Source organism: Aquimarina sp. AWH4_224 (genome assembly GCF_056160245.1).
In genome coordinates this window covers 112,999-127,000 of sequence record NZ_JBSWWU010000002.1, presented here as the reverse complement: position 1 = coordinate 127,000, position 14,002 = coordinate 112,999, and the positions used below count along the sequence as shown (strand labels likewise).

12 protein-coding genes are annotated in these 14,002 nt (G+C 36.0%); 6 read left to right on the top strand and 6 right to left on the bottom strand.

Going from position 1 to position 14,002, the window contains the following annotated elements; translation table 11 throughout:
- Positions 1-38: 38 nt before the first annotated feature.
- From pyk to ACXAGJ_RS03990, 5 genes are all read right to left on the bottom strand, one after another.
- A complete protein-coding gene (gene pyk, locus ACXAGJ_RS04010) occupies positions 39-1,466 on the bottom strand; it encodes a pyruvate kinase (RefSeq protein ID WP_474837351.1) in 1,428 nt (475 codons plus the stop codon).
- Complete coding sequence (locus ACXAGJ_RS04005) at positions 1,466-1,957, bottom strand: IPExxxVDY family protein (protein WP_474837349.1); 492 nt, start codon at positions 1,955-1,957, stop codon at positions 1,466-1,468. Before ACXAGJ_RS04005 ends, pyk begins: the two co-directional genes overlap by 1 nt.
- A gap of 179 nt (positions 1,958-2,136) precedes the next feature.
- The gene (gene rnc, locus ACXAGJ_RS04000) at positions 2,137-2,874 is read right to left on the bottom strand and encodes a ribonuclease III (RefSeq protein ID WP_073316104.1); all 738 of its coding nucleotides are present in this window, start codon (positions 2,872-2,874) and stop codon (positions 2,137-2,139) included.
- A gap of 4 nt (positions 2,875-2,878) precedes the next feature.
- Positions 2,879-4,132 (bottom strand): beta-ketoacyl-ACP synthase II, encoded by a 1,254-nt coding sequence (gene fabF, locus ACXAGJ_RS03995; protein WP_073316105.1) that lies wholly within the window; start codon positions 4,130-4,132, stop codon positions 2,879-2,881.
- Between the two features lie 17 nt (positions 4,133-4,149).
- Entirely contained in the window at positions 4,150-4,383 is a 234-nt protein-coding gene (locus tag ACXAGJ_RS03990) for an acyl carrier protein (RefSeq protein ID WP_024768509.1), read from the bottom strand.
- 183 nt (positions 4,384-4,566) lie between these two features.
- Here ACXAGJ_RS03990 and purN point away from each other — a divergent pair, with 183 nt between their 5' ends.
- From purN to ACXAGJ_RS03965, 5 genes are all read left to right on the top strand, one after another.
- Positions 4,567-5,142, top strand: coding sequence for a phosphoribosylglycinamide formyltransferase (purN, locus tag ACXAGJ_RS03985; RefSeq protein WP_474837346.1), 576 nt, complete (start codon positions 4,567-4,569; stop codon positions 5,140-5,142).
- A 62-nt stretch (positions 5,143-5,204) separates the two neighbouring features.
- Positions 5,205-5,840: a ribonuclease H1 domain-containing protein gene (locus ACXAGJ_RS03980; RefSeq protein WP_474837344.1), complete on the top strand. Its 636-nt coding sequence runs from the start codon at positions 5,205-5,207 to the stop codon at positions 5,838-5,840.
- Between the two features lie 114 nt (positions 5,841-5,954).
- Complete coding sequence (locus tag ACXAGJ_RS03975; RefSeq protein WP_474837342.1) at positions 5,955-6,554, top strand: START domain-containing protein; 600 nt, start codon at positions 5,955-5,957, stop codon at positions 6,552-6,554.
- Positions 6,555-6,633: 79 nt separating this feature from the next.
- Entirely contained in the window at positions 6,634-7,563 is a 930-nt protein-coding gene (locus ACXAGJ_RS03970) for a PfkB family carbohydrate kinase (protein ID WP_473283954.1), read from the top strand.
- A gap of 82 nt (positions 7,564-7,645) precedes the next feature.
- Positions 7,646-9,544, top strand: coding sequence for an amidophosphoribosyltransferase (locus ACXAGJ_RS03965; RefSeq protein WP_073316111.1), 1,899 nt, complete (start codon positions 7,646-7,648; stop codon positions 9,542-9,544).
- A 262-nt stretch (positions 9,545-9,806) separates the two neighbouring features.
- Here ACXAGJ_RS03965 and ACXAGJ_RS03960 read toward each other — a convergent pair whose 3' ends face one another.
- Entirely contained in the window at positions 9,807-10,415 is a 609-nt protein-coding gene (locus ACXAGJ_RS03960) for a superoxide dismutase (protein ID WP_474837339.1), read from the bottom strand.
- Between the two features lie 185 nt (positions 10,416-10,600).
- On the opposite strand from ACXAGJ_RS03960, the gene ACXAGJ_RS03955 reads away from it, so the two are divergent.
- Positions 10,601-13,753 carry a UvrD-helicase domain-containing protein gene (locus ACXAGJ_RS03955; protein ID WP_474837337.1) on the top strand — a complete coding sequence of 1,051 codons (3,153 nt, stop codon included), beginning with the start codon at positions 10,601-10,603 and terminating at the stop codon, positions 13,751-13,753.
- Positions 13,754-14,002: the final 249 nt, after the last annotated feature.

Here is a 14,002-nt window from a genome sequence, read left to right as displayed (position 1 = left end):
ATAAAAGAGGCCTAGCTATTTTGTGAAAATTGTATTTTTTAGATCTGAGATACTCTCAACGTATTTACCATTCCTTTTGCGGTAATAGGCATAGCTGCCAGATTGATTAGCATATCTCCAGATTGCACAAATCCGCGTTCTTCAGCCATTTTATTGATATCTTCTACGGTCTCATCTGTACTTACAAATTTATCATAGAAAAAGGCTTTTACTCCCCAAAGTAAACTTAATTGAGATAGAATTCGCTTATTACTAGTAAACACCAAAATATGCGCATCAGGTCTCCAGGCAGAGATCTGAAAAGCAGTATATCCACTATTGGTCAATGTACAAATCGCTTTTGCTTCAATCTCGTTGGCCATTGTCGCAGCATGATAACAAATGGATTTGGTAATAAATCTATTGGTTCTGATATGAGGTGGTTTTTGAGGTACGGTAATTAACTCTGATTTTTCTACACTTTTAATCACCTTAGACATAGTTTCTATAACCTGAACAGGATACTTCCCAACCGAGGTTTCACCAGATAACATCACTGCATCTGCTCCATCCATTACCGAGTTGGCGACATCGTTCACCTCTGCCCTTGTAGGAGTAAGGCTATCAATCATCGTTTCCATCATTTGGGTGGCAATAATTACGGGTATTCTTGCGGTCTTCGCCTTCAAAACCAGTTTTTTCTGAATTAAAGGAACTTCTTGAGCAGGAATCTCTACACCAAGATCTCCTCTGGCTACCATAAGACCATCACAATAGGCTACGATTTTATCTATATTTTCTACACCCTCGGGTTTCTCTATTTTGGCAACGATTGGGATCTTATGTTCGCTATGTTCCTTTATTAAGTCCTGAAGTTCCATCAAGTCCTGTGCATGTCTTACAAAAGATAAAGCAATCCAGTCTACTTCTTGCTGGCAAGCAAAAATGGCATCTTTGATGTCTTTTTCTGTTAGGGCTGGTAAAGAAATATTAGTATTAGGTAGATTAACTCCTTTTTTGGATTTTAAAGGTCCTCCTTGAATAACTTTGGCAGTAACAGTATCCTTACTATTAGAAGAAACCACTTCAAAAATAAGTTTCCCGTCGTCCAATAAGATTCGTTCTCCTTTTTTTACATCCCTCGGGAAATTCTCGTAATTCATAAAAACCTTTTCCGAAGTACCTTCAAAAGGTTTTCCTGTTACAAAATTTATAGTATCTCCTTTATTTACTATGATATCCCCCTTCATAACACCAACCCTCAATTTAGGGCCTTGTAAATCTGCTAATATTGATGGGGTATAGTTATGCGTGTCACTAAGTTCACGGATGATTTTTATTTTTTCTTTTACATCATCATAGTTGGCATGCGAAAAATTGATCCTGAATACATTTACACCAGCATCAAGCATTTTCTTAAGAATTTGCTTTGTGCTAGTCGCAGGACCAAGGGTAGCAACTATTTTGGTTCTTTTACGTTTTGGCATTACTCAAATATTAAGTTGTTTTTTGATTTAAGTTCTTTATGTTCTACCTGATATGCGGTAACAATTTGTGATATACCTAGCATATCTGATAGCATGGGTTTACTCAAAAATGTAGTCGCCTCTGTTTCTATTTTTAGAAAATAATCTACATTTTTTAATTCTGGTATTAAATACTTCGTTACATAGGTCTCTTCAGCAGTCTCAAAAAGTCCTGTATTGGCAGGGTTTTTTGAGACTATATTTGTTCGGAATTGATTTGCAAACAAATGATATGTATTGTATTTAAAATGATCTTCATATTGATAAATAGGAAAACTGGCTATCAGATTGTCATATTCAAAATTGACATCTTCTTCTTTTCTGAATAACTGTAACCCCAAATGCTTATTTAATAAAAATGCTAAACGATATGAAGCTAATGAACAGTGAATGGCAATCAGTTCATACTCATCGTCGGTAATTGCATCCAATACTAACCGCTGAACAGCCACTTTTATTTACTTTTTTTATCAGAATTAACGCGAAATATACAAATAATTTTAAGCAGGAACTTTAATTAAATCTAAAGTTATTATACGAAAACGATTGAGTTAGTATCTTTTATAAAAAAATCTGTTTTTGATTAGGAATCGTTCATAATAAACGACTTAAAAGTATGGTATTGTTACATTTATCTTGGGCTTATTTTACTTTGTAATGCAAAATATGCTCTTTTTGAAGCTTTTTCTTCAGCTTTCTTTTTTGAAGTGGCCCGTGCTTTGGCCACTACTTTTTCATCGATCCACAATTTGACTGCAAAATGCTTCATCTCATCACGACCTGTGTCTTCGTAGATTTCGTAATTGAAGGCATTTTTTTCTTTTTGACACCATTCTATCAGCAAGCTTTTGTAGCTGATTACCTGCCCTTCGAGGCTTTCAATATCTACATAAGGATCTATAACGGCTTCTTTGATAAATCGTTCACAATACAAAAACCCTCTATCCAGGTAAATGGCACCAATAAGCGCTTCAAAAAGATTTCCGTGTATATTGATTCCGAACTGTGTTTTAGGGATATTGGTTCTTACCAGCTCAATGAGTTTTAGGTCTTTCCCTAATTCGTTTAAGTGTTTTCTACTTACCACTTTTGCTCTCATTTTGGTAAGATATCCCTCGTTTCCTTCGGGAACTTCTTTAAAAAGATGTGCAGCGATCACACTGCTCAACATTGCATCACCCAAGAATTCCAGCCTTTCGTAGTTGATGGCATTCCCCTGTTTATCTTTTAGATTTAGAGATCTATGGGTGAAAGCCTTTTCGTAAGGCTCAATATTTTTGGGCTTGAATCCAAGTATCTTTTGGATTCTAACAAAAAAATTCCCGTTCTTTTCAGATCGGGAACTTAATATGTTTCGAATAACATTCATCCTATTATTCGTCTAATTTCTTAAATAACACACATGCATTATGACCTCCGAAGCCAAATGTATTGCTCATTGCATACGTAATGTCACGTTTTTGCGACTTGTTCAAGGTCAAGTTCAAACTTGGGTCTATGTTCTCATCTACTGTAGAATGATTGATGGTAGGAGGTACAATACTATTTTTCATAGCAAGTATAGAGGCAATAGCTTCTATAGCACCTGCAGCACCTAGTAGATGACCTGTCATAGATTTTGTTGAGTTGATATTGATGTTTGATGCATGTTCTCCAAATACCTTAGTAATTGCTTTTAACTCTGCTACATCTCCTAATGGAGTTGATGTACCATGCGTATTTATAGCATCTACTTCTTCTGGAGAGACACCAGCATCTCTCAAACAATTTAGCATTACACGCTCTACTCCAATTCCGTCAGGATGAGGAGCGGTCATGTGATAAGCATCACTAGACATTCCACCTCCTACGATTTCGGCATAGATTTTTGCACCTCGTGCTTTGGCGTGTTCGTATTCTTCAAGAATTAAAGCTCCAGCTCCTTCGCCAAGAACAAAACCATCTCTGGTAGCGTCGAATGGCCTTGAAGCAGTTTCAGGACTTTCGTTTCTTGTTGATAACGCATGCATTGCATTAAAACCACCCATACCAGCAATGGTAACTGCAGCTTCACTTCCTCCAGTAACAATAATATCACAATGTCCTAAACGAATATAGTTTAAGGCATCGATCATTGCGTTTGCGGACGAAGCACAGGCAGAAACTGTGGTATAGTTAGGTCCCATAAAACCATTTCGAATAGAAATATGACCGGGAGCAATGTCGGCGATCATTTTAGGAATAAAGAAAGGATTAAAACGGGGAGTTCCGTTTCCATTGGCATAGCCAATTACTTCTTCCTGAAAAGTCTCTAAACCTCCAATTCCGGCACCCCAAATTACACCAACTCTAAATTTGTCAACCTTTTCCAGATCAATAGCAGCATCTTTGATAGCTTCTTCAGAAGAAACTATAGCATACTGCGCAAATTTATCCAGTTTGCGAACTTGTTTTCTGTCAAAAAAATCTGTGGGATTGTAGTCCTTGACTTCGCAAGCAAATTTAGTCTTGAAATTTTCGGTGTCGAAATAAGTAATAGGGGCGCAACCGCTTTTCCCGTTTACTAACCCCTCCCAATATGATTCAATATTGTTACCGATTGGTGTCAATGCACCAAGTCCAGTGACTACAACTCGCTTAAGACTCATACTCTGTTGTGAAGTTATTACTTTGCGTCTTCGATATAAGATATTGCTTGTCCAACGGTAGCAATATTTTCTGCTTGATCATCTGGGATTTGAATATCGAATTCTTTTTCGAATTCCATAATCAATTCTACAGTGTCTAGCGAATCTGCGCCTAGGTCGTTTGTGAAGCTAGCTTCATTAACTACCTCATTTTCGTCTACACCTAATTTGTCAACGATTATCGCTTTTACTCTTGATGCAATGTCTGACATAATGTTTAATTTTAATTTTTAATTTAGGAGGCAAAAATAAAAAACTTTATTTTAAAACCCCATAATCCCGTAAAAATGTATTTGCCTTTTTATCAAATATAGGGAAACTATTAGGTTTTGCCGCCTATTATGTGAATAATAATTGTTTTTTTTGTGCTTTATTAATCAACAACTTTAGGACTTATGAAGCGTATTATAATTTTTGCTTCGGGCTCTGGTACCAATGCCGAAAACATCATCAAATATTTTCAAAAGTTAAAAACTGCCGAGGTCACACATGTGTTCTCTAACAACCAGCGTGCCAAAGTTTTACGTAGAGCTCACGACCTAAAAGTAAAGGCTTTGCACTTTGATAGAGCCTCGTTTTATGATACCAACGAAGTACTCAATATTTTAAAAGATGCGCAACCAGATCTCATCGTACTAGCAGGATTTCTATGGATTTTCCCAAAGAAGATTATCGACGTATTTCCGGATCAGGTGATCAATATTCATCCAGCGTTGCTTCCAAAATATGGAGGAAAAGGAATGTATGGTCACCATGTACATGAAGCAGTAGTAAGAAATCAAGAAAAGGAAAGCGGAATTACCATTCATTATGTAAACGAGCACTACGATGAAGGCGCTATTATCTTTCAGGCAAAAACAGCGATCAAAGAAGAAGACACTCCAGAAGATGTAGCGAATGCTATTCATCAATTAGAATATAAACATTTCCCTGTCGTTATAGAAAAGGTGTTAGGTCTGAATGAAGAATAACTGTTTCTTCAGAACAAATAGTAGATCATATTATATAGTACAAATCAATTTTTTGGATACAAATGGCTAAAAAGGAAAAGTTTTATGTGGTTTGGGAAGGTCATCGCCCTGGGATTTATACCAAATGGGATGATTGTAAAGCCGCTGTAAAAGGATATGCCAATGCAAAATATAAATCTTTTGAGTCATTCGATGTTGCAAAAAAGGCATACAACGGAGACTATGAAGATTATAAAGGTAAAAGCAAGCCTAAAAAAACCTTATCTCCGCAGGAGCTTGCAAAAATAGGAGAACCCAATCTATATTCTATCGCAGTAGACGCCGCCTCAAGTGGTAATCCAGGAAAAATGGAATACAGAGGAGTGGATACGCAAACCGAAAAACAACTTTTTCATCAAGGACCTTTTCAACAAGGCACTAATAATATAGGTGAGTTTCTGGCTCTTGTTCACGGACTGGCGTATCTAAAAAAGAAAAATAGCGACCGTATTATCTATTCAGACTCTAAAATTGCCATCGGTTGGGTCAAACAAAAAACATGTAAAACCAAATTGAAACGAACACCCAAAAATGCAGAAATGTTTGATTTGGTGGATCGCGCTATACAATGGCTTAAAGAAAATAGTTACACTACCAAAATTGTAAAATGGGAAACTAAAGCATGGGGTGAAATCCCGGCTGATTTTGGAAGAAAGTAGCTAGCAACCAAAGATTTAACGCATTTTAACAGATTAAATTCGTAATTCACAGTAGTATTCTACTACTAAATGGCTGTATCATATTCTGAAAAACCAAATCAAAAGCCATTTAGGATGAAAAAAGTATACTACCTTCTCCTGTTTTTATTGCCTTTTTTAACCTCTGCCCAGGACGCGTGGAAACTCGCCAAGAAAGACAAAAACATTCAAATCTGGACTAGAAATTTTGAAAACAGTAAATACAAAGAATTCAAGGCTGTTACCAGGGTAAATGTATCCATTGAAGCAGTGGTAAAGGAATTATTAGATGCCCCTATGTATACCGCAAATTGTGAAGAAGGAGTAAGTCATCTCGTAAAAGTTAATCAGAATAACGAACATATCTTTTATGCAAGAAATGAGTTTCCTTGGCCAATCAAAGACAGAGATGTAGTATCAAAAATACGTGTGGAGCGAATCGCACCAAACAAAGTTAAACTTTCTATTAACGCTGCTCCTAACGAAATACCTACCCTTAAAAGCACGCTTAGAATACAGGATTTAATTGGCTATTGGCTTTTGGAAGAGGATCAAAATGGGGTAAAAGTTACGCAACAACTGTATATCAACCCAGAAGGAACATTGCCTCCATTCATCACAAACTCGCTACTGGTAACCGGGCCATTCAGAACCTTTATGGAGCTTAGAGACAAGCTTCAAAATATGGATTCTTAACGCAGAACTAAGAAGACTCCTTTTTTAGGTATCCCTTGAAAAGGAAAGTGTATATTTGCAAAAAAATTATAAGCTATTTATGAGCAAATTGTTAATTGTAGGTTCTGTTGCTTTTGATGCTATAGAAACCCCATTCGGAAAAACTGATAAAATTTTAGGAGGAGCGGCACCTTATATTGCTTTGTCAGCCTCTAATTTTAATATCCCGTCGGCGATTGTTTCCGTGGTTGGAGAGGATTTTCCTCAGGATTACTTCAAAACATTAGAAGAGAGAAATATTGATACTTCAGCGATAGAAATTGTAAAAGGAGGGAAAACTTTTTTCTGGAGCGGGAAATATCACAACGATCTAAACTCTAGAGATACCTTAGAAACACAACTAAATGTACTTGCAGATTTCCAACCTGTAGTTCCTGATAATTATAAGGATGCAGAGATTGTAGTGCTTGGAAATTTGAATCCATCTGTACAGCTTAGTGTTCTGGAGCAATTTTCGGTAAAACCAAAGTTAGCTATTCTGGACACCATGAACTTCTGGATGGAAGATGCTTTTATTGAAGGTTTACGTGAAGTTATATCCAGAGTAGATGTTATTACCATAAACGATGAAGAAGCTCGACAATTAAGTGGAGAGTATTCTTTGGTAAAAGCAGCAAGAGTAATTGAAAAAATGGGACCTGCCTATGTAGTGATCAAAAAGGGAGAGCATGGAGCATTGTTGTTTCATAAAGATCAAATTTTCTTTGCGCCAGCGCTTCCATTAGAAGAAGTTTTTGATCCAACGGGAGCGGGAGATACTTTTGCAGGAGGTTTTGCAGGGTATTTGACCAAAACCGGAGATATTTCTTTTGAGAACATGAAGAATGCGATCATTCATGCTTCGAACTTGGCCTCGTTTTGTGTGGAGAAATTTGGTACAGAACGTATGGAAAATTTGAATAGAGAAGAAGTTCAGCAAAGATTGCAGCAATTTAAAGAATTAACACAATTTGAAATAGAATTGTCTTAAATACAAAGCCCCAAATTATAAGGATTTAGTCCTAAGTAATTATGGTTTACTCAACACAACAACTTAGAATTTTTGGAATACAATGAGTGATGCATTAAAACACGAATGTGGGATAGCATTTATCCGATTACTAAAACCATTAGAATATTACAAAGAAAAGTATGGTAGTGCTTTTTACGGCGTTAACAAAATGTACTTGATGATGGAGAAGCAGCATAACCGAGGCCAGGATGGAGCCGGTTTTGCCAGTGTCAAACTAGACACTCCTCCAGGAGAAAGATACATTAGCCGTGTTCGCTCCAGTAAACCACAACCCATTCAGGATATTTTTTCGCAAATAAACGAAAGGATTAACCGAGAGCTAGAAGAACATCCGGAATATACCGATGATGTTCAATTGCAAAAAAAGAACGTACCTTATATAGGAGAAGTTTTGTTGGGACATGTGCGCTACGGAACTTTTGGTAAAAATAGTGTAGAAAGTGTTCACCCTTTCTTACGCCAAAACAATTGGATGCATCGCAATCTTATAGTTGCTGGTAATTTTAATATGACCAATAATGATGTTCTTTTCAAAAACCTGGTTCGACTAGGTCAGCATCCAAAGGATAAAGTGGATACAATTACCGTAATGGAAAAGATTGGTCATTTTTTGGATTCAGAGGTGGCCAAGTTATATAAGAAATTGAAGAAGGAAGGATTTAATAAAATTGATGCGTCTCCTCAAATTGTAGAGCGACTCAATATTGCAAAGATCCTTAAGAAATCTTCGAGAGACTGGGATGGTGGATACGCTATGGCTGGAATGCTTGGTCATGGAGACGCCTTCGTGCTTAGAGATCCTGCAGGAATTAGGCCGGCATACTATTATAAAGATGAAGAAGTTGTAGTGGTAGCTTCAGAAAGACCAGTAATCCAAACTGTATTTAATGTTCCTTTTGACCAGGTTGTAGAATTGGATCCTGGAAATGCAATTATCGTTAAGAAAAATGGCGATACTTCGGTAAAGGAAATCATCGAACCTTTGGAGCGTAAAGCTTGTTCATTCGAAAGGATTTATTTTTCAAGAGGAAGTGATGCCGAGATCTATGAAGAGCGAAAGAAACTCGGAAAATTGATCATGCCGCAGGTTTTGGAAGAAATTAACCATGATACGGTAAATACCGTTTTTTCATTTATTCCAAATACTGCAGAAACTTCATTTTACGGGATGGTCGAGGCTGCTCAGGATGAGTTGAACAAACAAAAAAATGAAACCATTCTTGCCGAAAAAGAAACACTAACCGATGATCGGTTGGCCGAAATTCTGTCGCACCGTTTACGAACTGAGAAAATCGCGATCAAGGATGCTAAGCTTCGTACCTTTATTACAGAAGATAGTAGTAGAGATGATCTGGTTGCCCACGTATACGATGTAACCTATGGAGTAGTAAAATCTGATGACAATCTGGTGATAATTGATGACAGTATTGTAAGAGGAACTACATTAAAGAAGAGTATCATTAAAATGATGGATAGATTAGGACCAAAGAAAATATTGATTGTTTCTTCGGCACCACAAATTCGTTATCCTGATTGTTACGGAATTGATATGGCAAGATTGGAAGGGTTAATTGCTTTTCAGGCATCTTTAGCACTTTTGAAGGAGAACGGGAATTATGATCTTGTAGAAAAAGTATACGATAAGTGTAAAGCGCAAGAACATCTTGAAGATTCAGAAGTTCAAAATTTCGTAAAGGAAATATATGCCGGATTTACAGATCAGGAGATTAGCGATAAGATAGCAGAATTATTAAGTGATGCCACGGTAAACGCCGAAGTAAGGATCATATATCAGACAGTAGATAATCTGCATGTAGCTTGCCCTAAGAACCTTGGGGACTGGTATTTTACCGGAGATTACCCCACAGCAGGAGGAAACAGGGTGGTAAACAAAGCGTTCATAAACTTTTATGAAGGCAAAAACGAAAGAGCATATTAAAATTTGAAAAAAGATCGTTGTTAAAAATGGTTAAATTGTGTAGTTCAACAAGTATTTTGACCTTTCATCTAAAACATTTTTTCACAATGAATTTCCGTCTTATATTAGCAGAGCCATAGCATAAGTAGGTTAAGTTCATGGTAGATTTGGGGCAAAAAAAGGTGGATCTTCCACCTTTTTTTATTTTTAGGAAAACTCACAAAAATAAAACATAAAAAAACCACGTACAATACGTGGTTTTCTTCTTTAAAGTAATATGCTGTTATTTGCCTTGGGCATATCTGCTTGATACTTCGTTCCAGTCGATAACATTAAAAAATGCAGAAACGTAATCTGGACGACGATTTTGATAATTTAGGTAGTAAGCATGTTCCCAAACATCAAGTGCCAAAATAGGAGTGCCTGAGCAGCCAACACCTGGCATCAACGGATTATCTTGATTAGGTGTAGAGCAAACTTCTACTTTACCACCTTCATGAACACATAGCCATGCCCATCCAGAACCAAATCGAGTACCAGCAGCCTTAGAAAATGCATCTTTAAATGCTTCAAAAGAACCAAAGGCGTCGTTGATTGCATCTGCCAAATCACCAGAAGGCTTTCCTCCTCCGTTTGGAGACATGATTTCCCAGAATAAGTTATGATTGTAATAACCACCACCATTGTTTCTAACAGCAGTGTTAGACATATCTAAATTGATTAAGATATTATCAATGGTTTTACCTTCTAGGTCAGTCCCTTCGATAGCCGCGTTTAGTTTACTGGTATATCCTGCATGGTGTTTGTCATGATGGATTTCCATGGTGCGTGCATCTATATGGGGTTCTAACGCATCAAAGGCGTAGTTTAATTTTGGTAATTCGAATGACATATGTTATTATTTTGATTAATAAAATGTGAAAATGACACCAAATTTAACAATTAGCACGATGAATAAAAATTAATATTTGTTATAAAATAATTAAAAGCATAACTAGGTTTCCTCTGCAAAACTTTTGATATTTGACTTGATCAGCACAAGAAATTTCGTCGTATTCATATTTTAACAAAAAACAATTGAATTCTCATACTGCTTTTACCGTCTATAATGCAGCCGCAGGTGCAGGAAAAACCTATACTCTGGTAAAAGCGTATTTAATTACGCTTTTAAAAGGGGAATTTAAAGATGGCTACAAGAATATTTTGGCAATTACTTTTACCAATAAGGCCGTAGCCGAAATGAAAATAAGAGTTCTTGAAAATCTAATTGCCATTAGCCGGCCGGTTACACCAGCCAAATATCAAGATTTAGTCAATGATCTTGTCATTGAAACTGGTATCGATCAAGAAAAGCTAAAGAAAAAGGCAGATCGTATCTTAAAAAGTATTCTTCATAATTATGCAGCTTTTGATATTGTAACTATAGATACGTTTACACATCGCGTAATTAGAACCTTTGCTTATGATTTGGGTATCCCACTCAATTTTGAGATCGAAATGGATACAGAAATGTTAATTGACGAGGCAGTAGATGCATTGATTTCGAAGATTGGGGTAGATCAAGAGTTAACGAAGCTCATTATCGACTTTGCAATGGGCAAGCTAGATGAGGACAAAAGTTGGGATGTTAGTATAGAATTACGAAAAGTAGCAAAGTTATTATTTAGTGAGAATGACAGAAAACATCTCGCTGCTTTTGCAGATAAAAAAACGAAAGATTTTGAAGTTTTAAAACAAGAGTTGATACAAAGAATTGACCAAATCGAGAATGATGTGAGTTCTAAAGCTCTTGGGGTTCTAAATACAATTGACCATTCAGGTTTAGGGTTTGAAGACTTCACCAGAAAATCTGTACCCACTCATTTTCAGAAGATAGCTAACAAAGAAAAACCTATTGACTTTAAGGCAGCCTGGAAACAGGATATCTACAATGCTTCTTTTTATGGTGCCAAACTAGAAAGCAGTAAAAAAGAAAGTATCGATGCTATTCGGCCAGAAATAGAAGCTGTTTTTGTCGAAACTAAAAAGCAGTTACAGCAGATCCATTTATTTCAGAATGTAATCAAGAATTTAACTCCGTTATCGGTGCTTAATGCAATTCATAAAGAGTTGATGGACATTAAGAAGGAGCGAAAGATTTTACTGATTTCAGAATTTAATACCATTATTAGTACTACTATTCAGGATCAGCCAGCACCTTTTATTTATGAACGTTTGGGAGAGCGGTATCGTGATTATTTTATAGATGAGTTTCAGGATACTTCAGAATTACAATGGAATAATCTAATACCTCTGGTAGATAATGCGGTGTCTGCAGAAACGCTTTCAGGTAAAAAAGGCCAGATTACCATCGTTGGTGATGCGAAACAAGCTATTTACCGTTGGCGAGGAGGAAAGGCAGAGCAATTTATTAATTTATCAGCCGATCATAATCCTTTTTCGGTGAAGGAAAAAGAAGTACTCAACCTGCCCAAGAATTATCGTAGTCATGAAGAAGTGATACATTTTAACAATACCTTTTTTACCGAATTGGCCAAGGATTTTAGTAATCCAAAACACCAAAAATTATATGAGGTAGGAAACAAGCAGGAAGTGAATACCAAAAAGGGAGGGTATGTAAACATTTCATTTATTGAAGCAAATAATATCGCCGAAGAAAATGAAATTTATCCTCAAAAGGTATATGAGCAGATTGCTGAGTTACTGGAAAAAGGATACAAGGCCAACGAGATATGTATTATCGTAAGAAAGCAGAAAGAAGGAACTGCTATTGCAGATTTTCTAACAGAGAAAGGAGTTGCTATTATATCTTCAGAAACCTTGCTCATTAATAATGCTCCAGAAGTGTCTTTTATTATTGATATGATGACATGGCACATGCAACCCGATAATCTTTTGGCCAAGATTAATGTACTCCATTTTATTTCGAAACATTTGCAGGTTAAGGAAAAGCATGGCTTCTTGCAGAAAATGATATTCTTGAAAACGAGAGATTTTACGACAGCATTACAAGCAATAGGAATTGATTTTAACACCAACCTTTTAGCTCTAAAACCTTTGTATGAAGCTGTAGAGTATTTGATTAGTTCTTTTAAATTAAGCACAGTTGCTCCGGCCTACCTTCAATTTTTTCTAGATGTAGTGTTTTCATATACCCAAAAGGATGTTGGTGATATGATGGGATTCCTTTCGTATTGGAATGAGAGAAAAGACAAGCTAAGCATTGTAGCTCCAGAAGCAGAAGATGCTATAAAGATTATGACCATTCACAAAGCCAAGGGTTTAGAGTTTCCTTGTGTTATTTATCCTTATGCCAATGTAGATATCTATAGAGAGATAGAACCCAAAACGTGGTTTCCTGTTCGTCCTAATGACTATTTAGGGTTTGAAGAGGTCTTTATTGATTATTCCAAAAGCATTGGAGATTATACTGAAGAAGCTCAGGAAATGGTTGCTAAACGAAGAGCGCAATTAGAGTTGGATGCTTTTAACCTATTGTATGTAGTACTTACACGTGCAAAAGAACAACTCTATATCATTTCAAAATTAGAAATCACTCAAAAAGGAGAAAGCAATCCTAACAAATTTTCAGGAAAGCTGATTTCATATCTAAATAGTATAGGAGTTTGGAACAAGGAACAACTAGAATATGAATTTGGAATGCCAGAGCGACCTATGCCTATAGCAAAGCAAACATCGGACAAAGTCAAGGTGGTTAAATTGACTCGATTTGGTGACACAAGAAATAACTATAAAGTTCATATCGTGACACATTCTAGCAAATTATGGAATACTATCCAGGAAACTGCTATAGAAAAAGGGAATTTAATCCATGATCTTATGGCTTCGGTATACGTGCAGGATGATGTGAAAAGAGTGATACAAGAAGCCTTTATAAAGGGGGAAATTAATACTTCAGAAAAAGAAATATTATCAGTAGAGTTGGATAATGTTGTTCGTCATCCAGAACTAGCTTCATATTTTTCAGAAGGGAATATCATATACAATGAAAGAGACATTATATATAAAGGACGATTATTTAGACCAGATAGGGTAGTTATAGATTCTAATAGAAATGCTACGGTTATAGATTATAAGACAGGGAGTTATGATATTTCTCATGCCAAACAAGTCGATGAGTATGCCGGAATTATGCAAAAAATGGGGTATAGTATTGAAAAGAAAATTCTAATATACTTTGATAAAAAAATCACTTTAAAATACATATAAATAAGGACACTATTTTATAATTACTAAAAGAAATTTAAGGATAAAACGTAATTTTATCTTATACTTGTAGCGTAATTTTCGAGATAAACACGATAATTTTTCTCAAAATAGGTTAAAATTCACACTTTTTTCACGGTGAATTAATCGAAAACGAAAAGGGTAAAAACCTTGAAAACGGTTATATTTACTGGCCTGTTATGAAAATTTTATTAGATTTGTCTTTGACAGTTATGTTTAACATATTACATT